At 52.9% G+C, this 25,909-nt stretch carries 13 protein-coding genes; 2 read left to right on the forward strand and 11 right to left on the reverse strand.

What is annotated here, in order from left to right:
- Positions 1–6 precede the first annotated feature (6 nt).
- Both AAC086_RS05030 and AAC086_RS05035 read left to right on the forward strand, forming a co-directional pair.
- Entirely contained in the window at positions 7–13,962 is a 13,956-nt protein-coding gene (locus tag AAC086_RS05030) for a filamentous hemagglutinin N-terminal domain-containing protein (protein WP_339776050.1), read from the forward strand.
- Positions 13,963–14,011: 49 nt separating this feature from the next.
- A complete protein-coding gene (locus tag AAC086_RS05035; RefSeq protein ID WP_339776053.1) occupies positions 14,012–14,785 on the forward strand; it encodes a SapC family protein in 774 nt (257 codons plus the stop codon).
- 110 nt (positions 14,786–14,895) lie between these two features.
- On the opposite strand, the gene AAC086_RS05040 is transcribed toward AAC086_RS05035, so the two are convergent.
- The 11 genes from AAC086_RS05040 to AAC086_RS05090 form a co-directional block, all read right to left on the reverse strand.
- Complete coding sequence (locus AAC086_RS05040) at positions 14,896–15,693, reverse strand: IclR family transcriptional regulator (protein ID WP_339776056.1); 798 nt, start codon at positions 15,691–15,693, stop codon at positions 14,896–14,898.
- Between the two features lie 51 nt (positions 15,694–15,744).
- Positions 15,745–16,941 (reverse strand): aminotransferase class V-fold PLP-dependent enzyme, encoded by a 1,197-nt coding sequence (locus AAC086_RS05045; protein ID WP_339776059.1) that lies wholly within the window; start codon positions 16,939–16,941, stop codon positions 15,745–15,747.
- Positions 16,942–16,952: 11 nt separating this feature from the next.
- Positions 16,953–17,444 carry a RidA family protein gene (locus AAC086_RS05050; protein WP_339776061.1) on the reverse strand — a complete coding sequence of 164 codons (492 nt, stop codon included), beginning with the start codon at positions 17,442–17,444 and terminating at the stop codon, positions 16,953–16,955.
- 187 nt (positions 17,445–17,631) lie between these two features.
- A complete protein-coding gene (locus AAC086_RS05055; RefSeq protein ID WP_339776063.1) occupies positions 17,632–18,543 on the reverse strand; it encodes an ATP-binding cassette domain-containing protein in 912 nt (303 codons plus the stop codon).
- Complete coding sequence (locus AAC086_RS05060) at positions 18,540–19,355, reverse strand: ABC transporter ATP-binding protein (protein ID WP_339776066.1); 816 nt, start codon at positions 19,353–19,355, stop codon at positions 18,540–18,542. The genes AAC086_RS05055 and AAC086_RS05060 overlap by 4 nt, the downstream gene beginning before the upstream one ends.
- The gene (locus AAC086_RS05065) at positions 19,352–20,242 is read right to left on the reverse strand and encodes an ABC transporter permease (RefSeq protein WP_339776069.1); all 891 of its coding nucleotides are present in this window, start codon (positions 20,240–20,242) and stop codon (positions 19,352–19,354) included. Before AAC086_RS05065 ends, AAC086_RS05060 begins: the two co-directional genes overlap by 4 nt.
- A gap of 5 nt (positions 20,243–20,247) precedes the next feature.
- Positions 20,248–21,225 carry an ABC transporter permease gene (locus AAC086_RS05070; protein ID WP_339776071.1) on the reverse strand — a complete coding sequence of 326 codons (978 nt, stop codon included), beginning with the start codon at positions 21,223–21,225 and terminating at the stop codon, positions 20,248–20,250.
- 78 nt (positions 21,226–21,303) lie between these two features.
- Positions 21,304–22,965: an ABC transporter substrate-binding protein gene (locus tag AAC086_RS05075; protein ID WP_339776073.1), complete on the reverse strand. Its 1,662-nt coding sequence runs from the start codon at positions 22,963–22,965 to the stop codon at positions 21,304–21,306.
- Between the two features lie 30 nt (positions 22,966–22,995).
- Complete coding sequence (locus AAC086_RS05080) at positions 22,996–24,012, reverse strand: glycoside hydrolase family 3 N-terminal domain-containing protein (protein WP_339776076.1); 1,017 nt, start codon at positions 24,010–24,012, stop codon at positions 22,996–22,998.
- Between the two features lie 93 nt (positions 24,013–24,105).
- Positions 24,106–24,585, reverse strand: a complete 480-nt coding sequence (locus tag AAC086_RS05085; RefSeq protein ID WP_339776078.1) for a GNAT family N-acetyltransferase — start codon at positions 24,583–24,585, stop codon at positions 24,106–24,108.
- 281 nt (positions 24,586–24,866) lie between these two features.
- Positions 24,867–25,907: an ABC transporter ATP-binding protein gene (locus AAC086_RS05090; protein WP_339776081.1), complete on the reverse strand. Its 1,041-nt coding sequence runs from the start codon at positions 25,905–25,907 to the stop codon at positions 24,867–24,869.
- Positions 25,908–25,909: the final 2 nt, after the last annotated feature.

The raw sequence follows: 25,909 nt of genomic DNA on the forward strand, positions 1-25,909 counted from the left end.
AAATTCATGAGCAAGAACAGCTTTCCCAAGCCGTCACGTCGTCTGTCGAACACTGTTTCCAGCCGGTCGTCCGCCATTTGTTCAACGGCTGAGGCTTTGGCCCCTGCACGCCAGCGCCCGTCAAAGGGCTTAACGCCGTTTAATGTTCTGGTCGGGGCAACCGCCCTTGGCTCGTTCTTTTATGCAACGGCCCATCCGGCCCAGGCGCAGTCGGCTTTGCCGCAGGGCGGCACCGTTGTTGGCGGCGATGTTACCATTGGTCAGTCCGCACCTGATACGCTCAATGTGGTGCAGGGGTCGAACTCGGCCATTGTGAACTGGCAGAGCTTTAACGTCGGCAGTGGCAACACAGTTAATTTCCAGCAGCCCGGTTCAAGCAGCGTGATTTTAAACCGGGTGGTTGGCAATGACCCCTCGGCGATTTTTGGCACCATTACTGCCAATGGCACGGTGATGCTGGTTAACCCCAACGGGGTGGTGTTTGGCAAGGGCTCGCGCGTTGATGTCGGCGGGCTTGTTGCCACCACGGCCAATATCCGCGATGCCGACTTCATGAGCGGCAATTACAATTTCGATATCGCGTCGGCCAATCCGTCCGCCAGCATTGTCAATGCGGGCGACATCAGCATTCGCGATGCGGGTCTGGCGGCCCTTGTGGCGCCAAATGTACAAAACGCCGGGGTTATTCATGCCCGCTTGGGCAAGGTGTCGCTGGGGGGGGCGAAAACCTTTTCGCTGGATTTCCACGGCGATGGTTTGCTCAGCTTTGGTGTTGGATCCGATGTTGACACCACGCCGGTTGGCGCGGATGGCAACCCGGTTGACGCCCTGGTCAGCAATAGCGGTTCGATCCTTGCCGATGGCGGGGTGGTGTCGATCTCGGCACGCGCGGTCAAGGACGTTATTGATAACGTGATCAACACCAGCGGTGTGATCCAGGCTAACAGTGTTTCCAGCAGCAATGGCCGTATTATTTTGTCGGGTGGCGACAATGGCACGGTTGTTGCCAGTGGCAGTATCAAGGCGACCGGCGACGATAGCGGCGAAACCGGCGGCAGCATTGTTGCCACGGGTGATAAAATTGTCGTTGCCAGCGGCACCAGCATGGATGCCTCGGGCGACGCAGGCGGCGGACTTGTTGCGATTGGCAGTGAAGGTGACGGCGCAAAAGGCCGGGGTACAGGGGCGTGGTCAAACACGGTTAGCATTGCCAAAACAGCCAGCCTGAAGGCTGACGCTGTAAGTAGTGGCAATGGCGGCAATGTAACGGTTTTGTCTGAAACCCTGACAAACTTTGCCGGGAGCATTTCGGCCAAGGGCGGGGCCACGGGCGGCGATGGCGGCTTTGCCGAGGTGTCGAGCCACAAGGGTGTCAAACTGACCGGCACAGTGGATTTGACAGCCCTTAATGGTGATACCGGGACGTTCCTGCTTGACCCTGATAGCCTGACGATTGTTGCAGGAACCAGTGGTGACGGTACCCAGGATACTGCCGCTGGCGATGGCACAGTTGCAGAAAATGACGATAACAACGGGGCGAACACAATATCTGCCGGTGTTCTGGAAGGAATTGCCGGAACAACAAATATTGTTCTTGAAGCATCCGGCCTGATTACAGTCAGTACCGATCTTAATCTGCAAACGACCAGCGGGCACAGCTTTACCCTGAAATCAACCGGGCAGGGCGGCATTACGTTTTCTGACGCTAGCTACAAAATTGTTACCCAGGGCGGTGACATTGTGTTGCAGGCGACATCGCCTGGTGCGTCGATTACCAATATTGGTTTGCTGTTTTCAAATGGTGTTCCTGCCAATAATGGGAATGCTATCTCTGTTGCCGGTAATATCACGGTGTTGGCGGCTCGTGATATTGAACTGGCTGGCGGGCTTTATGCCGCTGGTCAGACAACCAGCGGCAACATAACCCTTACTTCGATTGCCGGGTCTATCAAGGCGTCATATCTGTCTGGCAAGTCAGCGAAACTGTCGACGGGGACGGGCAATATTGGTGCATCTGGTAGCGCCATTAGCGTGAGTGTTGATGATCTTGAAATCAACGCGGGGGGAAGTTTCTTCGTCAACGTTTCCACGGCTTTGAAATCGCTTAATCTTACGCTCGATCATTTGTTGTCAACCGATACCCAGACCTATCAGCTTACAACAAGTCAACCCTTCCAGTCTTTTGATCTGACCGATACCGCAGATGCCTATGTTCTGAACACAATTTTAACCCACACTCCAAGTCTGAATTTCACCTTTAGCGGTGAAAAAAGTCTGACCCTTGGTACTGTTAATGTTGGCACAGGTGATGTTTCGCTGACGGCGAACAAGGGGTCGATAACCGGGGCGGAAGGTGGCAAAGTTACCGCCAATGCTTTGACCATGACGGCCCGCGATGGCATTTCAGGTCTTTCAAGTGACATAAACGGGCTTTCAACCGATGTCAGCGCGTTAAATGTGACGACAGAAACGGGCGGGATATATATTTCCAATACGGATGGAGATAACAGTGGCCTGGCGATAACCAATTTTAAAGCAGCAGGCGGGCAGGGGACGTATTCATCCGCAGTTACTTCAACAGGCAACCTGACTGTTGGGCATGTGACGGTCGATTCAGGGACCACCTATCTAAAGTCAGATTTCGGCATTTTTGACGATGGCAATGATGCGACGTCCATTAGCGCCGAAGCACTTACGTTACGGGCAAAAGGTGCCATTGGCACCACAAGTCACAGCATTGTAACCAGCGCAAAAAGTCTGTCACTGGCTGCTGTCACCGGCATCTATTTCGACGCGACAGCGACAAGCGGCACTGTGACGTTTAGCAATGTTCAGGCCACCAGTGGCGAGATCAAGCTGACCACCCATACCAGCACCAAAATCAACGATATCGGGCACAAAGACTTTGATAGCAACGAAGCTGGTAACTCGGGTAATATCGCGATTACGGTTGATTCTGCCGCAACCCCGGAGACGGCTGCATTTCTTGATATTGATGCGCTCGATGCCGGTGCGACGGGCGACGTTACGCTGTCGCTGACCAACGGTTATGTGAATGCTGACAGTCTTAAGGGCGATGATCTGGTGGTTTCGGCTACTGTGCTGTCGTCGGCTTCTGACAATTCAGCGAATAATCTGACGACCACCGTTAATACAGTCCATGTTACGACCTCGGGTAACAGCAAAGATCTTGTCATTGCTGAAACAGACGCTTTGACGGTCAAGAATGTTCAGACGGGCGCGGGGACCTCATCAATCACCATTGGGAACCAGTCGGGCGATCTGACAATTGCGAAAATTGACAGTATAGCCGCCGTTTCCCTGAATGCTGCGGGCGGCGCAGTCGTAGCGTTGGACGGGAACAGTGTCAAGGGGACGACGCTGAAGCTGGCGGCAAACGGTGCCATTGGATCGTCGGAAAATGCCCTTGATACATATGTGGTTGAACTTGATGTTGATAATACGGGCAACATTTATATCCAGAATATCAATTCAACACTGACCAGCCTTGTTATCAAAAATGCCCACGATCAGAACCAGCCTGGTAGTGCGAACACAATCTCGCTGACATCGGATCATTTGGCATTTAATGTATCGGACAATGCAACCTCGGTATCGCTGAACAACCTTACCAGTGCGAATCTTGAGACGGTTTCCTTTGAGACCGACAGCAATCTTGTTGTTGGCCAGATCGGCACCGCCAATGCATCTGTAACCCTGACGGCAGGTGGCAACATCGCCGATGATGGCAATGCAAATACCCGTATTGTCACCAGTGGCAAATTGTCGCTTTCCGCACAAAAAGCCATCGGCACCAGCAGTGCTTCTGTCGAAGTGATCGCCGACGACGTTACCCTGAACGCCGGATCGGATGTTTATTTTCGCGATATTTCCGACCTTGATACTTTCTCTTTGACGGTTGGTAACACCGATCCCGAGCAGGCAAACAATTATAAGATTGAAGCGCAGGGACTGGAATTTGGGCTGACGCATAATCTTGCTACCGGCTATCACCTTGACAAGCTTTTTGACCTGTCGGCCCTGACATTTACCATGAGCACCGATGCTGACCTGTCGGTTGGGTCACTTGACGTCAGTTATAGTGACAGTAATTCGATTACACTGCGTTCCACCGGTGCGATTAAAGATGACGGCAACAGTACGACAAGCGTCCTTGCAAATACCATCACACTTTCTGCCGACAAGAATATCGGTGAAAGCAATGATCATTTGTCATTGATGGCTGAATCCCTTACGGCAAGTGCAAAGGATGGCGGGATTTATATTGATGTCAGGAATCCGACCGGTTCGTCTAACTATGTCGGTGCCCTGTCTGTTAAGTCGCTTGACGCCGCAGGTGATATTGTTCTGACCGCCGACCATGGCGATGTTATTTTGGCGGGGCAGGTTAAGACCAACGATAACGACCTTACCCTGACCGTAAAAGATGGTTCCCTTCTTGGGGGAAGTGACGGTTCGATTAATGCCGGAACTGGTAGCGCCACTGTTATTGTTACATCTGGCGACATTGGCCGCGACAGTGACGGTAACTACAGCAATGTCTTTACTGTATCTGCAGCGAAACTTGATCTTCAGGCAGGTGGCCTGATCCTGACGTCTGGCTCGCGTGCGGCGACGATTGCGATGCAGGCCGGTGGGGATTCCGCGTCATATACGCTTGGCAATGGCGATTTAGCCGTGCAGGGTATTTCTGTTGCGGACGGCAATGGCACGCTCAAATTAACGGCGCAAAGCGGATCAATTATTGACGATACGCAAGACCAGGGCGTGATCGCGGCAGACAAGGTAACTCTTGTTGCGCAGTCTGGCAGCATTACCGGCATTAATTCGACTGCGACCGATGTGTCCCTGACCGCAGCTGACGGTATTTCCTTTACGTCATCGAAAACCCTGACCAACCTGTCAATTGATGCCAAATCAACACTTGCGAGTGGCGTAACAGTTGGCGCTAATGGGCAAAGTGCGATTATTTCTTCTGCAAATTCGGTTCTTACCGTTGGCAACGTCACCGGCGGTTCGGCGCTGGATTTCGCCTTCACAGCGGTTAACGATATTGTGTTGGGTCAGTTGGCCCTTGGCACCGGCACGGCTGCGATTAAAACATCAGGGTCGATCCTGGATGACGGTGATCATACCAACACCAGAGTTACAGCAGGCAGTGTCAGCCTGATAGCAGGGTCCAGCGATGATATTGGGGCCGATGGCAATGCCATTGATTTGGCGACGGCGAAGCTGGCGGTGTCGGCAGGGGGCGATATTCGGGTTTCCAGTACGCAAGACCTGACGCACCTGGCCGTCACAAGTACCAATGCCTCGATCAGTTCGAGCAAAGTTTTCAACTTTGGCGAAGGATCACTCGTTACCCTTACCGATGAGGGGGATCATCTTCAGCTTGGTGTTGAAAATACGGGCAACCCCATTACCGATTTCAGCCTGACAACGGCAAAAGATATTCTTGTCGGCGATGTCTATACCGCCGGAACGCTGACGCTTGAAACAACCAGTACCGGCCAGTATAGCAATATTATTTCTTCCGGAAATGGTAGTAAGATTGACGCAACGAAGGTTGTTCTTAAGACAAACGCCTCTGATAAAAATTATGGTGCCATTGGCAACGCCGATCAGGCGTTGGTTCTTTTGACCAGCGATTTGTCGATTACCTCAAAGGGTAGCATCTATATTAATAACAGCAACACGGCACTGACGGGGTTGAACCTTGATCTTGCGCATGTTGATAGTAACAAATTAACGACGCAAACTTACAGTTTTACCAATATTGCCGGAACAACGGTTACGTTGATGGACAATGGTACGGACGTTGCGTTAACAATGACGTCAACAGGTGTGATGGATTTTGCCCTGTCGATGGATCGCCAGATCACGGCGTCAACGATTGATGCGGGTACGTCTTCTACCGGTTCTGTTTCCCTGACCACCACTGGTCAGGCATCGGGGCAAAACGAGCATGGATCCATATCCGCCACGTCTATTACGGCCGGAAGCATTACGCTGAATTCTTACGAGTCTGTTTCTGCAACGACCTCGACCCAAAACCTGTCCATCAATTCCAGTTATAATGTGAACGTTACCAACAATGCGACGCTCGACAGCCTTAAGCTGGATGTGGACCGGACCAATGTTGATCAAGGTAACAGCTCGAGTAATATTTCCTATGCCATTTCCAGTACAGGTCTGACTTTTTCTGGCGTGACCGATAATTACTCCGGTATCAACGGGCTTGTGCTTGGCAATATTACCCAATCCGGGCTTGATCTTGAAATTACGGCGGCGAAAACGGTCACGGTTACCAACGTTAATGTCGGGTCCGGCAAATTTACGCTGAATGCGGGTGAAAACAGCATCAGGTCTATATCGGGCAGTGCGGTGGTTACAGCTGACCAACTCACATTGAATGGTGGAAGTGTCAGTCGTTCTTCTTCGGGTTATTTTACGGTCGATGTCAATAAACTGTCGGGCAGTGTTAAAAGTTCGGTGACGTTATCGAATTCCGGTGATTTGGCTGTTTCCGATCTGTCGGTCATGGACGATAACGGTTCGATTAATCTGGAAGTTACCAACGGCAATTTGACCGGTGTTGGCAATAATAGCATTTCGGCCAGAGATGTTTTCCTGCATGTGACGGATGGTAACATAGGTGCTGTCGGCAATGCCTTGAAAACAAAGGCTTCCAGGCTGACGATAGACGCTGGCAGTGATATTATTTTGTCGAATGCGTCGGATTTGTTTTCTTTTGACCTAACTGCCAACCACCAGGCCGACACCACTTACACTTACGACATTCAGTCGAAGGGGCTTTCGCTGTCGATTAACGATACCGGCTCGATCATGCAGCTGGTTAATCTGACTGAAAATACGGGACTGGACGTTAACTTTGCGAGCGACCGCAACATTGCGGTTGGAACACTTGCTGTCGGTGACGGGCGTTCCCTTACGATTACCACCACGGGTGCGGATCACAGCATTTCTGCCTATGGCAGTTCGGCCCTATCTGGCCGCAGCGTTAAGCTGGTTTCGACAGGATCGATTGGTGTGGCTGGTGCCGAAGCAACAGCCCATATTCAAACCACAACCAAAGCATTGACGCTCAACACACATGCGAATGTTTATGTTGATAACCAAATTCATCTTGCATCGCTGTCTTTGACGTCGGATCAGACAACCGGCGGGGATGCGCCTGTTTATATTTTGACGTCCTCTGGTTTGACCTTTGATGTCACGGATAACGGCAGCACCAATGTTAACCAGGTTAAGGATGCGGACGCAGGGCTGATCTTTAATCTTAATACTCAGCGCGCACAGATCATCGGTGAAATTGATGCAGGGTTAAGCGGTTCTGTTACACTTACCAGCCCCACCAATATTACTGGTGCCGATACCAACAACCATATTACCGCGGGTACTGCGACGTTTAATACCGAGGGCAATGCAGTATTGGGAGGCAACTTAACCCCTCTTAATCTGTCGGTAGCAGACCTGAGCACCAATACGGCCAGCGATATTTATATCGCAAATGACCGGTTGCTGAGCAATCTTGCCATGGCAACGAATGGCAACACCAATGCGACAATTCGTATCCTTGGGGCACCCAATAATCCGAACGGTGAACACGTCCTTGTTTCAGGGCTGGTATCTTCTGCAAACGGAACTGAATATACCACGATTGACGATAATACCGGTTTAACGCTGTCACTTACCAATTCGGGCGATCTTACCATCAAGGACATCAACCTTGACGGGATTGGAGAGCTTGCGGCAAAGAGTAATGGCGGTAGTCTCTATGGCGACAATGACAGCGAGACGACCATAAATGCAGCGATTGTGGACCTGTCTTCTATTGACGGATCGGTCGGAACCGATGGCAAGACGATTCATATTAAAGGCGGGCAACTTACTGTTTCTGCCAGCGGCGGTGCCGATGTCGGTCTTTTGGGACGCACCAATTTTGACTCGTTGAAGGTTGGTAGCGCCGGTGCCAAGGTGGTGAACACGACAGGTGATATCGCTCTTGGTAGTGAAGTTTCATTGAATGGCCAGGATTTTTATCTTAACAACGCTGGCGGATCGATCCTGAGCGGTTCGTTGTCAAATACGGCTCATGTTACGCTGATCGCTTCAGGGTCGATTGGTAATGTCAGCGCCATTTCAATGACGGCCAATGGCAATGGCACGACCACTTTAGATCAAATTTCGGCGACCACCAATGACCGGGGTGCGACCGGTTCTGTTAATATTGCGGAATCTTACGGGTTAACGGTAACCAGTGTTTCGGCAACTTCTGACGTAACCTTGTCGGCAGGAACCAACGAAAGTTCCACACGGACACTTACGACCGGGAATATTAATGCTGGCAACGCAACTGTCAGTTTGACGTCTGGTCATGGCGATGTGGGGTCGAGTTCGGATACGTTGATTACGGCTGGCAAGCTGATAATTTCAGCAACCAGTGACCATATTGGCAGCAGTGGGGCCATTGTAAAAACAACAGCGACCGCTTTGGACTTACGAAGCCCTGGCAACATTTACGTTCAGTCGACCGGTGACCTGTCCGAACTTTCGATTGATCGCAGCAACAATAAAACCAACAGTGATTATAGCACGGGCACTGTTTCGATAGCGGCGACGAACCTTACATGGTCTGTGTCGGATGGTGATCGAACCACCACACTGAGCAATGTAACCGACACTACCGGGCTTGATTTTACCTATAAAGCAATTGAAGCACTGAAAGTTGGAACCCTCAATACCGGTGAAAATGGATCGGTAAACCTTTCGGCTTCTTATCAAAATCCGGATAATCTTGGGCAGAATGATCCCAGGTACTATGGGGATATTACCGCTGTAAATGACAGTTCCCTGATTACGGCGGGGTCCGTCAAACTGACCGCCCAGGGCAGCGGTGCCGCGATTGGTTCGTCTGGAACGTCCCTTAAGATGAATAGCAAAACGCTGGAAGCGTCGTCGCAAAGTGGGGGCATTAATGTCACCAATGCCTCGGCCCTTGCTTTGAACAACATTACGACGACTGGCGATCTAAGCGTTACGATATCTTCTGGTGATCTGACCGTCGATGCATTGTCTTATGGTTCGGGTAAAAACCTGACATTGACGGCATCGAATGGCCATATCTATACCGCAGCGGGCAAATCACTTTCCTTAAGCAGCGGCAATATTTCGCTTTCGGCGTCAGACGGTATCGGGTCGACCACATCGCGCCTGCAATTGTCGGGGAGCGGGGCCGGGGACTTTACAGCCAATGTTACCGGAACGGGCAGTATTTACCTGAATGCCCAGAACGGGATGTCGAACAAACTGGTGGCGAATACGGCCAATGGCGCAATTGATATCGTGTCGAACGGCAATATTGCCCTGACGGACGTGTCTGTGGGCCAGGACGCGGTTGGTAACGATATTATCGTAACGGCAAAATCGGGTAATATCACCATTGGCGAGAATACGGGTTCCAAAGGTGTGGTTGCCGGTGCCAATAACGGCAAGGTTAACCTGACGGCGCAAAGTGGTGCAATTTATGCGGGCAATACCAGCAGTGCCCTTGGCGCGTTTGAGGTGCGCCTGACGGGCGCGAACGGTGTAGGTGAGGCAGAAAAGGCAATTGCTGCCAATGGTCAACGTGTGTTGGTGTCGGCAACAAATGCTGGTGCCGATGTTTACCTGCGCTCTGCGGTTGATGGTACTTTCTCGTCGGTATCAACGAATGGCGGCGATATTTCGATCAAGGGGTCGAGTGGCGCCACCATTCTGGTTGCCAGTGCCGTTTCGGGTGCAGGAAGTGCGTCAACGGCCGGGAATATCACCATTTCAACAGCGGGTGCAGATGGTAACCTTATCCTGGGCCATATTAATGCCAAAGGTTCATCTTCAGATGGCCAGATCACGCTGACCTCAACGAGTGGTAGTGTGCTTGACGATGACATTGCGGAAACCCGTATTGTTGGCAAGGATCTTGCCATAAATGCGAATAGCGGTGTGGGATCGACCAGCGATCATTTGCAAACAACCGTTTCGACGATTACCGGTATAATTGGCTCCGGTACGGCCTATATTGATGATAACAGCAGTGCTGGTGTGACGCTGGGTACCGGTAACTCCGCGCTTAGCCTGATAAATGGTGATCTGGTTTTTGCCGCGACCAACGCGGTTACCCTGACCAATCTTCAAGCCCAAACCGATGGCAACAAACTTTCGGTAACGGCAGCTAACGGCAATATCACCGTTGGGTCCGTGATGGCCGGTGCCACATCCTTTTCACTACAGACAGCTCCGACAACATCCAAAGTTACCTTAACATCGACCAATGGTGCGATCCTGAGCGCACGCAGCGATGACATACCGGTTTTGATCGCCGGATCGCTATCGCTGAATGTGAAAACCAATGTCGGGTCTTTTGTGTGGGAAGATGGCCAGCAGGCCGATATCAATGCCTTGCAGGTGATTGTGACAGGTCTGGACGCCACCACCCAAACCGACGGATCGCAAATTGCCATTTTCAACCAGGGAACAGGCGCAATCAGTCTTGGCGACAATATTACTGCCCAAGGTAATCTTTCCCTTGCTGTTGGGTCAAAAGGTGATGTGAACTGGGGTATTTTTACCGGTAATACGCTTGATAAACTGTATTTGACATCGGGTGGTACCGTGACATTGGCCGATACTGTTACAACTGGGACGGTTTATGTCTCCGGTGATACAGATATCATCGCTGGCGAAGGGTCCCGCACCCTGACAATTGAAGCAACAGGCGCGAACGGTATTGAACTGCATAGCGGTTCAAAAGGTGGCACGACCACTTTGAATAGTACGGCGACGGCATTGAATGTGCAACTTGCTGATGAGGGCGGGGCGCTGGTTGTCAGCAATACCGGCGCGCTGACCAAGGCCAATCTGTCTGCTTATAATAATGTGACCCTGACCAACAATGTCGGGGTATCTGGTGCAACCATTACGACGAATGGCGAGAACCACACCGCACGTATTACGGCAACCACCGGTGATGTGAGCGTTGGTACGATCAATTCCGGGCAAACCGGTACTGTCGAGCTTACGGCGACGCAGGGTGCGATCAATTTTGTCGCTGACCAGTCGGTGGTGACGGCGAATGTGTTAACCCTCACCAGTTTTACCGGGATCGGCACCGCAGAACAAAGCTTCTCTACGGATGTAAATACGCTGAACGCAACGGTAACCGGCACGGGCAATATTTACACCAGCTATAAGGCCAACAGCGCAACCGGCCATCTTGAGGCGCATGATGGCGATATTTACGTGACGGGAACGTCAAGCCTTGATGTGAACCTTCGTGATGTCTGGCTCGAAGACGGTCCTAATAATGAAAGCCGGAAACTTGTTGTTACGGTTACTGGCGGCGATGTGGCCCTCAGCAATGCTTTGAATGGTGGCAATACGGTTGCCAGCCTTGAGGTTACAGCAGCCAATATTTCGACCGGAGCCCTGACAACAGGCGGCAGTCAGAGCTATACCGGCACGACGACCCTGAATGGCAACCTCAGTGCATCGGCCATTTCCATTACGGGGAATGCCAATCTTGGTGCAAATGCCATAACGCTGGCATCCACCAATGGCGGTGATGTCAAAATCACGGGCAGTGTCACGGGCAAAGATGACCAGACGGGGACGGCGCTTACGGTTAATGCCGGGGCCGGAGACGTTGGGGTCGGTTCGGCCACATCGCACATTTCCCAGATCGCCCTTACCGGTGGTAATATAACGGTCGGTAATGTGACCACTTCAGGCACACAGACCTATACCGGCACGACCACGCTGGGAGGGGGCACTTATATCTCCGGTGGTGACTTCAAGGTTGCGGGTGCGACCTTGCTTGGGGCCACAACTTCTGTTTCCACAGCAGATAGCAATGCCAATGTCACGTTTGGCGGCACCATCGATGGGGCCAACAGTCAGTCTCATTCTCTGTCGGTAAATACCGGTTATGGCAGCATGGCCTTTGATGGTGCGATTGGTGGCACCCAGGTGCTGTCCAGCCTGACGCTGACATCTTCGGAAAATCCGGATAGCGAGCAGGCGCTAGCATCGGACGGTGCAATAACTTTTGCTTCTGGCGCAAATGTTAAACTGGTTGGTAACTTCACTCAGAATGGTGGTCGCAAGATTACCTTGCCCGCAAATATCGAAAGCACCCTTGGTGATATCGAGATTAGCGGCCCGGCAACTTTGGCTGCCGGTGTGTCGAGCTTCAAAACGGTAAATGATAATGACAGTGGCCAGGTCCGGTTCTTCGATAAGGTCACGGGTAATAATACCCAACTGACGATTTCGGCATCCCGGAGTGTTGTGTTCCAGGATAAGTATAGTGATGCCGGTAACGGGTCCACCCTTGCCATTACAGCACCCGATATTACGGTAAATGCTGTAACCACCAAAGGGGCGCAGTCCTATACCGGGGCGACCCGTATTCTCAATAACCTGACGGCAGGCTCCATCCAGATTGATGGTGCTGCTTCTTTGGCGACCGAAATCGTGACATTCGGGTTACCGGAAACCCAGACCACCACGTTTGATACCAGTGCAGCCAACGGGAATATCACCCTGACGGGTATATTTGATGGCGGCAGTGACATTGTGGTTATGAAAGCCGGGACGGGGGCAGTTTCTATTGCCGGTGCCGCGACCAACGTAAATAACATGACCATCACGGGCAGCACCATTTCGCTGCATGATGTTACGACTATAAATGCACAGGATTATACCGGTGTTACGACCCTGAACGGGACCTATCAGGTTGGCAGTGATTTCACCGTCACCGGAGCATCCCTGATTGACGATGACAGCACAATCAACACGCAAAATGGTACTTTGTCCCTTAAGGGAACAGTGAACAGCGTAAAACATGCCGATCTGACGCTGAATTTGGGCAACACCAAAACCAGCTTTGATAGTGCCCTTGGCAACACCAGTGCCTTGGGCAAGCTCACCATCAATGCCGGTGAAACCGGTGTTACCGAATTTGCCCGCACCGCGAGCATTTCGGTGGTAGACGGCCTTGTTTATACCGGTGGCCTTGAACTTCTGTTGCCTGCCAATATCACGGCCAGCAACGGTCCGATTAAACTTGGGACCCTGAAACTGGTCAAAGATACCGATCCCCTTGATGAAATTGCTGTGAAGCCGCAATCAATTTCGGGTGTTATTGCAACGCTGCCCTCGGGTAATGTTACCATCCGCAGTGGCGATGACATTACGATTGCCGGTTTGATTGGCAAAAATACCAATCTGGTCATGACATCGGGAACGGGTGATATTCGTATCGGGTCGAAAGAAGGTACAAGCGAGCAGAAAATTGATGTGAAATCGCTGAATGTGGCACAGGCTGGCACGGCCAACCTTTATGGCACTATCGGGGGTATTGGCGGTTTTGATGCGTCCTATGAAATCGGGCCGTTAAAATTCGCACCTTATTACATCAATGATGCTTTCTGGCGGAACCGCGATTTGCCGCCGGCAGCAACCAAAACCACTCCGTTGCCCAAACCGCCAAGCACGCCGCAGGTTGATGCGCTGTTTAACCTGAACACTACAAGTGCAGGCATTACACCAAATGTTGTTGGTGCTTTTGCCGCCCCGAGCGTACTTAATGTTGGCACGACCCCAACCAATCTGACGGCGACCCAAAGCCCGACGGTGATTTCAACACCTTCTTCGGTGTCAGGCACGGGTCCTGGTGTTATAGTGACGCCGGGAGCAGGAGGCGGCGGTTCGATTATTGGCAATGGTAATGGTTCGGCGTCAACCGGTGGGACAACCAATGGCGGGCAGACGGGTGGGGATAATAATACGCCCGGCACAACAACAGATGGTGGTAACCAGCCAGGTGTTGTTGATGGTCAGTCAAACGAGAACGATTTGATCCAGTCATCCGGGCAATAAACAGCCCGGACGGCAGGGTGCGTAACCAAGACAAGATGTGAGGAAGACTTTGGCTAAAGAAAGCAAAACCAACGGTGCGGCGAAAAAAGAACCGGTGGGTGCAAACTTGCCCCTGTTTTATGGCAAACCCCGTGCCGTTCTGGCCGAACGTCATGGCAACATGTCGCTGACGCCGACGTCGGATTTTTCGTTTGCCGGTACCACCAATTCCGTCCCCGTCGTGGCGACGGAATTGCCGATGGTATGCAAACATTATCCGATCCTGTTTACCGACGGGGCGCAGCCGCAGATGGTGGCGTTGCTGGGTTTACGGGCATCGGAAAACCTGATGGTTGACGATAAAGGCAACTGGGCGCCGGGCACCTATGTTCCGGCCTATGTGCGCCGTTATCCGTTCATCTTTTTTGAAAACGAAGAAAAAAGCCAATACACCCTGTGTGTGGATGAAGACGCCAAAACCGTTGTCGAAGGCACGGAAAACCCGTTCTTTGTCGATGGTGCGCCGTCTAAAATGACGCAAAGTGCGCTGGATTTCTGCCGTGATTATCAGGCCCATTACGCCGCCACGGCCGAATTTCTCAAAGCCATCACTGAAGCCGGTCTGCTGGTTGAAAACCGTGCTGATGCTACTCTGGCCGATGGCCGCAAGCTCAGCCTGTCGGGCTTTAAGGTGATTGACGAAGCCAGGTTTAATGAACTGGACGACGAAACCTTTCTGGCATGGCGCAAACGCGGCTGGCTTCATCTGGTTTATTGCCACTTTATTTCCAATGGCAACTGGTCGACCCTGGTTGAACGTGCGGCTATGAAGGTCGCCAACTGATTTGATTTTTATGGATCGGTTTGATCCGTGATACGATAAAACCCCGAACCATCACAGTTCGGGGTTTTATGTGTTTGGGCTGTGCTGTGCGTATTGTTATGCTGATCAGATCATGCCCAGCCCAATCGGCTTTCGATGCGTTTGGCACTGTCCTTTACCAGTTTAACCAGATCGGGGTCTTTCTGGTTTACCTTGATGTCGGGCACCACGATCGAAATGGTTGCCAGGCATTCGCCCTGCGGATTGCAAATGGGTGCCGCAATACAGGCGACGGAAAAATCTGATTCACCGGCCTGAATGGAAAGCCGGTCGGATAAGGCCTGTGCCGCTTTTTGCGACAGAGATACCGGGTCGACCTCGGCCCGGCCTGTGGGTGAGTTTTTGGCACATCGGGTAAATATGCCCACCTGCTCGTCTTCGTTAAGATGGCCGACCAGCAAACGGCCCGATGCCGTCCAGTTTAGCGGTGTTCGGCTCCCCACCCGCGATGTTACCTGAAAATGGTCGCGGCCTTCTTCCATCGCCAGCACCACCATCATGTCGTTGTCCCGCCCGCAAATTTGCACGGTTTCACCAGATTTTTGCGAAAGTTCGTGCATTTCGGCATTGGCAACACCTAACAGATCCAACCGGCGCGAATAAGTCAGGCCGTAATAATAAAGGCGCGGTCCCAGCCATAACGTGCCATCATTCTGGCGGATTAGCAGGTTTTTACCGACCAGATCCTCGACAATGGTGTAAATGGTTGAAAGGGGTGCACCAATGCCGTGCGCTATTTCATAGGCAGTGGCAGGTTTTTCAGCCGCCTGCAAAAAATCCAGAATCTGGAGGATGCGGTCGATGCCACTGGTGCGTGACCGGCGTTTGGGCGCGCTTGTCGCGGTATCCTTCATGGCGACTGACGGCATTTTTTCCTCCTGATCCGGTTTTGGTTATCGTTTATAACTAGCGGTAATTTATCAGTCGGGCCAGTTCAGGATCGCCCGTTCCTTGTTTAATGTCCGTTCTTCAAACGGGGTCGCAATAAGGTCGTTGGATTTCTGGGCAATATCAAGTTCTTCGGCCAGGCGGGCGGCGACAATTTGTTCCTGATCGGGCTGCAAGTTGCAGGGATCAAGGAAGAAATAGCCATGTTCAACTTCATGATCGCGGGCAACAATGGGCTGTGCCCCTTTTGCCAGCCGGTCAACCAGATCCCACGCGGTGATGTGGGCTGCGACACTATCGATATCGATGCGTAAACGGTCCAGCGGGTTGTGGGTGGGGTCCGGCGTGATGCGAACCGATACACCGGGGCGGCCATTTAGCGTTGCTTGCCATAAATCAAGCGCGCGTTTTTCCCGGGCGCGAATGGCGGCATGGTCGCGGGTTTTCCAGGCTTCCAGCGCGGCGATGGCCCCGGCAATGCCTTCCTTGCCGACTTTCATGCCCCGGCCAATACCGCGGTTTTGCAGGTAAATATTGCGCACAATGTCCTTGCGGCCCGCAACAATGCCCGATGTTGGCCCACCCAAAAATTTATGCCCGGAATACAAAACAATATCCGCGCCATCGCGGATAAAGCCGGTGAGATCATATTCGGATGCGGCATCGACAATAACCGGAACACCGTGTTCATGGGCAACAGCGGCAAAGGTTTTGAACGGGATTTGGCCGTATTCCACCGTGTGGTGCGACACAACATATAATGCGGCCAGTGTGTTTTCATTCATCGCACTGGCCAGATGAAAGGCCGATGCACTGGTGGCCTGCCCGATGGGCACGACGCGCGCGCCCGATAAACGCACCGCCTGATCGACCGGGGCACCGTAATTGACCATATGGCCCATTTGCATGATGACGTCGGATTTGGGGCCAACATGGTTGGGTAATTGTTCAATCGCGCCCAGGTCATTGCCGGTCATGAGTGCGGCGATGGACAGGGTAATGCCCGCCGAACAGGATGCGGTGATAAACCCGCATTCGGCCCCGGTCAGTTCGGCAATGGTTTTGCTGGCCCGGCGTTGCAAATCGTCAATTTCAACGAAGTTACCCAGAATATCGGCAATCGACTGAATGGATTGTTGCCCGACGATGGATGCCCCCAGGCCCGTCATGGTGCCCGATGCGTTGATAACGTGGCGCAAGTTCAGTTTTGCAAGAATATCAGCTGACATGATGGTTCCTGTTAGTCGTCGTTAAGGGCAATGATGGCTTCAATTTCGACCGTGATCTGGTTGGGCAGCGACCCCATGCCAATGGCTGATCGGGCATGAACACCCTGCGGGCCAAACACATCGTTAAACAGGTCCGAACAGCCATTGATAACGGCCGGGTGATCGCAAAAATCCGGGGCAGCATTGACCATGCCCAGCAGTTTGACAACCCGTTTCACCCGGCCAAGATCGCCAAGGACTTCTTGCATGACGGCGAGCAGATTAATCCCGGTCAGGCGGGCATCGGCATAGGCCTTTTCAACGCTGACATCGGTGCCAACTTTGCCTTTGCTCAGGGTACCATCGGCATCCAGCGGCCCCTGACCCGACAAAAACAGCAGGTTGCCTTCACGCACATGGGTGACAAAATTGGCAATCGGTGCCGGGGCCGGGGGCAGGGTAATGCCCAGTTCGACAAGGCGTTGGGCAGGAGTGTTGCCGGTTGTGGTGGAAATAGTAGACATATTTAACAAAGGCTCCGTTTGGCGGATATTAATCGCGTTATAGTGTGTGCGTATAAACTGCCGGGTCCGTTTCGGATCTGCGGCGTGGCTTTGGTTGGTGTGCAATCGATATGTTCCGCACATTTCATTCCGGTTGTGGCCTGTTGTGCCTGCCAGCCCGGGTTTTTAAGGGATGCAAAACGTGAATTCACGCGGCGGTATGCCGGTAAAAATGGTTTGGCCCTGCGGTTTTGATATGCGGATGCAGCTGTTTGGCCTGTTCGCGCACAGTATTGACCGATGCAGGGTCAAGGCGTGATTGCGGGTCGTCAAACCGGATTTCCGGGTTGGGCACGGCCGATAACAACATGCGGGTATAATCGTGCTGCGGGTTGGACAACACCGCATTAACGTCGCCCCATTCCAGAATTTGCCCGCCATACATAACCATGATGTCCTCGGCCACATAATGGGCGGTGGCGACATCGTGGGTGATGTAAAGCAGGGCCAGGCCCAGATCGCGTTTCATGCGGTTTAACAGTTCCAGCACGCCCTGGCGTACCGAAACATCCAGCATCGATGTCGGTTCATCGGCGATAATAACCTTGGCACCAACCGCAAGGGTGCGGGCGATGTTGATGCGCTGGCGCTGCCCGCCGGAAAGATCATGCGGGTGTTTGGGGGCAACAAGTTCCGGGTCCAGTTCGACCTGGCGCAACAGGGCATGAATGTTGTCAGTGACGGCTTTGCCCTTTAAATCGCGGCGATAAAGTGCCAGCGGGCGGCGTAAATGATAGTCCACCGTATGGGCCGGGTTTAGCGATGCAAACGGGTCCTGAAAGATCATTTGCACGTTTTTGCGGTATTGTTTCAACCCCTTGGTCGTGTTGTCGGTAACCGGGGTGCCATTAAACAAAAGCTGGCCTTCATCGGCGATATATTCGCGCATGATGATACGGGCACAGGTGGTTTTGCCACTGCCAGATTCCCCAACCAGTGCCAGGGTGCGCCCGCCATGCAGGTCAAAGGAAAGGTCGTGGGCACCGCGCACCTTGTGCGCGCCCAGATGAAAGGTTTTACCAATGTTTTGCAGGCTGACGATGGCAGGTTTTGCGGTCATTGTGCGTTCTCCTGCCGGGGGGCGGGGCCATGAAAAGATGGAAAAGATGCCCACAGTTTTTTGGTGTAATCATGCGTGGGCGTACGGTAGATCTGATCCGCCGTGCCCTGTTCCACCAGTTTACCCCCCAACATGATGCCGATGCGGTCGCAAAACTGCACCATCAGGCCCAAATCATGGGTGATAAACAACACCGAAAAGCCGAGTTTCCGGCGCAGCTCATTAATGTGCTGTAAAATTTCACGCTGAACCACCACATCAAGGGCGGTGGTGGGTTCGTCCATCACAATCAGTTTGGGGTCCAGTGCCAGACAAATGGCAATCACAATGCGCTGGCGCATGCCGCCGGAAAACTGAAACGGATAATCGCGCATTCGGTCTGCCGGAATATCGACCAGTTTTAACAGTTCGGCACAGCGTTCGCGCGATTGCGCCTTGCTGTAACCGCGATGGTGTTTCAGCACGTCGTGAAACTGGCTTTCAATGCGCAAAACCGGGTTTAGTGAATTCATGGCACTTTGAAACACCATGGCGACTTCGTCCCAGCGAAAACGCGCCAGTTCGTTTGCATCAAGGTCCAGCACACTGCGACCGGCCATCATAATTTCACCGCCACAAATTAATGCCGGTGGTTTGTGCAGGCGGCTGATTGCAAAAGCAATGGTGCTTTTGCCACAACCCGATTCCCCGGCCAGACCAAAAACCTCGCCGGGCGCGACGTCAAAGCTGACATGATCAACAGCGCGAAAGTCGGTTTTGTCACCAACATATTCAATTGACAGATCGCGAACGGATAATAACGGATTGTTCACAGGCGACCCTCCCCGGCGCGAGTACGGCCAACCCAGCGCGCCAGAGAATTGCCGGTCCGCAGGCGCGGATTGGCGACCTCGTCGATGGCGAAATTAAGCAATGACAGGCCGGTTCCCAAAAAGACCAGGGCAAAGCAGGGGGTTAAAATATCCCACCATGCGCCAACCTGAAGGGCCGATGCGTTTTGCGCGCTATAAAGCATCACCCCCCACGATACGGTTTGCGGATCACCCAGTCCCAAAAACTCCAGCGTGGCTTCGGTAATCACGGCAAAAACAACGCTGCCGATGAAATTGATGCCAACAATCGAAACCAGATTGGGGAAAATTTCGGCGGCCATAATGCGCCAACCCGGTTCGCCCAGCATTTCGGCGGCTTTGACGAAATCCTTTTGTTTGATCGACAGGGTTTCGGCCCGTGTAACACGCGCGCCCCATGCCCAACTGGTGCCGCCTAAAATAATGGCAATCACAAGCGGGCTTGCCTGCCCGATAAACGCTGCCAGAACCAGCAAAAGTGGCAGGTTGGGCACAACAAGGACCATGTTGGTCAAAAAACTGATGGCTTCGTCAATTTTGCCGCCTTTATAGCCTGCGGCAATGCCCATGATGGTGCCAACGGCAGTAATGATAAAACCGGCCCCAAAACCAACCGCCAGCGATGTGCGCGCGCCGTAAATCAGGCGGGCAAAAACATCCTGCCCGATGCGGGTGGTCCCCAGCCAATGGTCGGCACTGGGCGGCTGGTGCGGCAGGCCAACACGGCGTGCGGGGTCAAACCCGGTTAACAAGGGGGCGGCAAGGGCAGCTACCACGATGATGGCCAAAATCAGCAGACCCGTCAGGGCCTTTTTATTGCGCAGAAGCCCTAAAATAACGTTTTTCATATCGGTCAGGCCCTCCGCAATCGGGGATCAAGCAGAACGTAACTGACATCGACAATGAAATTGGCGGTTAACATTGCCAGTGTCATAATCAGCAACTGCCCCTGAATAACGGGGTAATCACGGGCCAGAATGGCGTGATACAGCGTGTTGCCCAGGCCGGGATAGTTAAACACCACCTCGGTCACAAGCGACCCGCCCAGAATTGTGCCAATGGCAATAGCCAGGCCCGACACCGTTGGCAGCAGGGCATTGCGCGCGGCATACCAGAACATGACAGTGCGATCCGACAGGCCCTTGGCCCGGCCCATGGTGATGTAATCTTCGCCCAAAAGGTTGATCATGTTGTTGCGCATGGTCACAACAAAGCCGCCTGTCAGAACAAGGGACAGGGTAATGATGGGCAAAACGGCGTGGTAAATAACACTGCCGATATATTCAAATGAAAATGCCGGGTCCAGTGCCGGGTTGGCGGCATAACCGGTGGGAAACCAGCCCAGCGTAAAACCGAAAAAATAAAGCGCAACCAGTGATGTGACCATGGCGGGAACCGAGGTTGCAACGATGGCGGATACCGAAAATATCACGTCAAATTTGCTGCCGCGCCGCCAGGCGGCAATGATGCCCAGCGTTGTGCCCAGCGTAAAGCTGATCAGGGTGGCTGTGCCCATCAGGCCCGCCGTCCAGACCAGGGCACGGCCCAGCACCGATGTAACTGACAGCGGGAAATATTTGATCGACATGCCAAGATCGCCGGTAAAAATACTGCCCAGATAGGTCAGGTATTGTTGCCATAACGGGGCATCAACAAACCCGAAAGTCAGTTTCAAAGCCTTTAGGTTTTCTGGCGAAAGCGTACTTCCAGCACTGGAAAACATGATCTGGATCGGGTCGCCCGGCAGAAGGCGGGGCAGGAAAAAATTGATGGTCGCCGCCGCAATGAAGGCTGCCAGATAAAAACATAATCGCCGAAGCAGAAAAACCATTGGGACCTCTGAAACTGTTGGTATCGCGGGCGCCCCGGAAGAGGCGGGGCAGCCCGCGACAATCATTGCGAAACGGTTTTACTTAACCGGACGCAATGCAAGCAGATGCAACAAACGGGCATGGTTCTGGCGCGACAGGGTCGGGTTAACGAACGGGTTTTCCTGGGTCGACCAGCCGGTAAAGCGCGTTGTGTTGTACTGATACCAGGTCGGATTATTATAAACTGGCAGCAATGGCAGGTTTTCCGCCACAATACGCTGGGCCTTGTTCATAATGGCTTTTTGTTTGTCCATGTCCGAGGTCAGGCTGAAGTCATTTAACAGTTTGGACAAATCATCGTTAAACCAGCGCTGGGCGGTGAAACGGGTTTTGCCAACATCATCGCGATTAAATGCACGCTGATAGGGATAGTACGGCAACGCTGCGGCACTGATGCTGTTAATGGCGGCATCAAATTTACCTGTGATCAGGTCCTGTCCCCAAACGGCTTCTTCCGGCGTGCCAATATTGGCATTAATGCCCGCATCATGCATGCCTTCAACCGCGATACGCACGGTATCAATCCAGTCGGTCCAGGAATTGGGAACGATAATGTCAAACTTGATTGGCGTGCCATCGGGGTTATCGCGAAAACCGTCGCCATCAACATCAACATAACCGGCATCGTCGAGAAGTTCCTTGGCGGCATCGACATTGTATTTGGCGTATTTACCAAATTCTTCCAGAACTTTCGGGTCGGTCCAGCTTGCATAAACTTCGCCAAATGTGGTCGGGTCCTGGTTTAGCGTCGGATAACCATAACCGGCCACATTAACCATGCCCTGGCGATCCAGCGTCATGCTCATTGCCCGACGGAATTTTACATCCTGAAAGGCTTTTTTGTTATCCGTATTGGCGGTTTCCTGATTGAAAATGAACTCAACCATGCTGCCCGCTGTGTACCAGTAATGGAAATGATCCGGGTCCTTGGCAACATAGGTTTGCTCGACATTGGGCAGGAATGACGTGCCCCAGTCCAGTTCGCCGCTGGCGGTGGCCGTGAGCATCTGGTTGTTATCGGCCAATTGCGGAAAGCGGAAACAATCAACCTTCAGGTTTTCCGCATCCCAGTAATACGGGTTGCGGCACTGGTCGTATGTTTGCGGGGTAAAACGGGGAATTTCGGTCATCGGGCCGCTGCCAACCGGGGTTTCGTTGGCAAAGGTGACCGGTTCGGCAATGTCGGCCCAGATATGTTCGGGGACAATTGGCAGTTCGATCAGGCGGTTTACGGCCAGCGAACTGGGGCTGGACAGGCTGAATTTTACGGTGTGTTCGTCGACGGCTTCAACTTTATCAAGGATATTCCAGACCGAAACAAAATCCAGTGCCGGGTTCTTTTGGACATAGTTAAAGGTGAAAACAACGTCTTTGGCGGTCAAAGCCTTGCCGTCCGACCATTTCAGGCCATCCCGCAGGGTAAATTCCACGCTTTTCAGGTCGTCCGCGATTTTATAGCTTTTGGCGAGGCGATAATTGGCCTTGTCATGGTCAAAGCGGTTAAAAATTACCAGCGGCTCATAAATGAAATCCGACGTGCTTTGGCGGGCCGATGTCTGGTTGAACGGGTTAAAGTTGCGAACCCAGGTGGTGGCGGGTTCGACATTGGCGGTCAGAACCGTTTCGGCACTGGCGGCAAGCGGTGGCAGAATGGCAAGGCCAAAAACAGCGACCGCCAAAAGGCGTTTATGCGTGATCATTGATCTTTCCCTGATACTGAAATTGTTTTGTTATGCGCCAAAGATTTCTTCGACTTCGGCATGTAGTTGCTTGATATTGACGTTCATATTGCCCAATCGGGCCTTGGCCGCGCCCATGCGACGGATTGTTTCATCGCTTAACGGACGGGCCGCTTTGGCGGCAGCCAGTGTTTCGGAATTGGTGCCATGACTGTGCAGGGCAATGTCACAACCTGCTTCCAGGGTCTGCCGCACCCGTTCAGGCAAGCTGCCCGACAGGGATTCCATATAGACACAATCTGAAATCAGAACGCCGTCATAGCCAAGTTCGTCGCGGATAACGTCTTTGCAAATAACGGGTGAAACCGATGCCGGGTTCTGGTCGTCATAGGCGGAATACACCACATGCGACACCATCGCCCACGGCGTGTCGATCAGATCGATAAACGGTTTGAAATCGGTGGCGCGTAAAAGGGGTTTGTCGGCATCTACACGCGGGCGTTCCTTGTGGCTGTCTACCGTGGCACGGCCATGGCCAGGAATATGTTTCATGATCGGCATATTGCCAACTTCAAGTAAACCATCGACCACTTCACGGCCCAGCGCACTGATCAAAGCCGGGTCCTGCCCAAAGGCACGGGTACCAATAACGTCGCTGGTATCGCCAAACACCAGATCAAGGACGGGCGAACAGCCACTATCAAGGCCCAACTCGTGCATCATCGCCCCCATAGCCTGCGATGACAGGCGCAACGCACGTTTGCCAAGCTCTAGATCGCGGCGTGCCAGTGCACCAAATTCACCAAACGACCGAAATAACGGCCACGATCCGCTATCAAGATGCGATACCCGCCCGCCTTCCTGATCGGTAAAAATCGGCGCATCGTCGCGGCCAACGGCGTTGCGGAACTGATCGGTCAGTTTTTTGACCTGATCGGGAGTTTTCAGGCTGCGGCGGCCAACAAACAGGCCCAGCGGATTGGTTTCGCGAAACAGAGAAATTTCGTCGGTCGATAAAGTATCATTTGGGATGCCGACAAACAGGGCCAGCGGTGTGTTCGAAGACATGGATCATTCCCTGAAAACAGAAGGCCGATGGGCCGGGGGATTTGCATAACGAACCGGCGCTAACCGGCCCGGGGAAGAAGGCACGTATGGTTTTTAACGGGCAGGCGCGCGCAGCATGTCGGCGTAAATTCCTTTGCCGGGCAGCGGGATTTCAATCGCACCGACGGTGTCGATATAAAATTGTGTGGGGCCGGGATCGCCAACTATCGCGTAGGCATAACCCATGTTTTTCATGGTTTGCAGGGTGCTGTGCAGCAAGGCCGCACCAATGCCTTGCCCGCGGGCATCGACAGCAACACCGGTTGGGCCGAAAAAGCCGCGGGCAATGGCATCGTAACAGGCAAAACCCATAATTTGGCCGTCGCGGATTGCGATCAGGCAGGAAGCGGGCTGGCGGGTGATCGCCACAAGGGCCTCGCTGGCCCAGTTATTGCTGAAATTATCGCGCACCCAATCGACGACAAGGCGCTGTTCAGGTGCCAGCACCGGACGAATAGTTATGTCCGTCGTGGCAACCTTGCGTGCCAGTGCATCAAGAACGGGTGCATAAAGGCTAACAACCAGATCTGCCATTCCCTGTATTCCATTATTATGTTATTTGTGTCGTTATTAAGTACGATACGGGTAGCAGGGAACCGCGTCAAGGAAAATTGGCATGGGATTGGTATTTAAAATAATGCGAAGATGCGAAGACAGGTCGCGTTGTGGCAATTGCCAAAACGATTTGCATCTTCTGGTTTTATCTATGGCAGGGGCAATTTGCGTCATGCAAGCGCGGTACAGGCTTTGCCTGTTCGGCGAGTGATATTGCGTCCCCCTTTGGCCGGTTGACCAAAGGGGGCGGTGTGACGTGTTCAGGCCCTGGCGTGCGCTGTATGTTCGGTAGCCGGGGTGCCTTCATCATTTAAGTGACAGGCTGAGAAATGGCCGGGCGCAATTTCGCGTTTTTTGGGCACGGTGGTGCGGCATTTTTCCATGGCAAACGGGCAGCGCGGGTGAAAATGACAGCCCGGTGGTGGTGCTATAGGGCTGGGCAACTCGCCGTCAATGACTTTGAATTTGCGTTTGGTGAGTTCGATGCGGGGAATTTCGGACAGCAACGCCTGCGTATAGGGATGATTGGGGCGGCTGAAGATTTCTTCGGTCGGGGCTTCTTCAACAATGCGGCCCAAATACATGATCACAACACGGTCTGAAATATGTTCAACCACGCCCAGATCGTGGCTGACAAACAAATATGTTAGCCCCAGTTTTTCGCGCAAATCCATAAACAGGTTAATCACCTGCGCCTGAATGGAAACGTCAAGGGCGGCGACACTTTCATCGCAGACCAGAAAATCCGGGCGCACGGCAAGGGCGCGGGCGATGTTGACACGTTGGCGCTGCCCGCCGGAAAATTCGTGCGGGAACCGCGTTTTCATTTCCGGGTCAAAGCCAGCCATGCGCAAATATTTATCGGCATGTTCGGCACGCGTCCCTTCCAGCATTCCGTGCGTTTTTGGCGCTTCGGTGACGATATCGTCGATCCGCATGCGCGGGTTAAGGGCCGCCATCGGATTTTGGAAAATCATTTGAATGGCAAGGTCGGCTTTGTTGTTTTCGCGCCGGGTCATGTTTTCGCGCCCGTGGCGAATAACGTCGCCGTCAGATGGCGGGATGATCCCGGCAACAATACGGCCCAATGTCGATTTGCCACAGCCACTTTCACCGACCAGCCCGACGACTTCGCCGCGATGAATGGTTAAATCAACACCATCCATCGCATGAACGACAGGTGGGGTCGGGCTAAGGCCAAGGCGGATCAAAGCCTTGCCGATCAGGTCCGGGGTGATCCCGAACCGGCGTGAAACGTTTTTCAACTCGACAATCGGGCTTTTGGTGACAGTTTCGGTCATGG

Origin of the sequence: uncultured Thalassospira sp. (assembly GCF_963976115.1) — a bacterium.
GTDB lineage: Bacteria > Pseudomonadota > Alphaproteobacteria > Rhodospirillales > Thalassospiraceae > Thalassospira.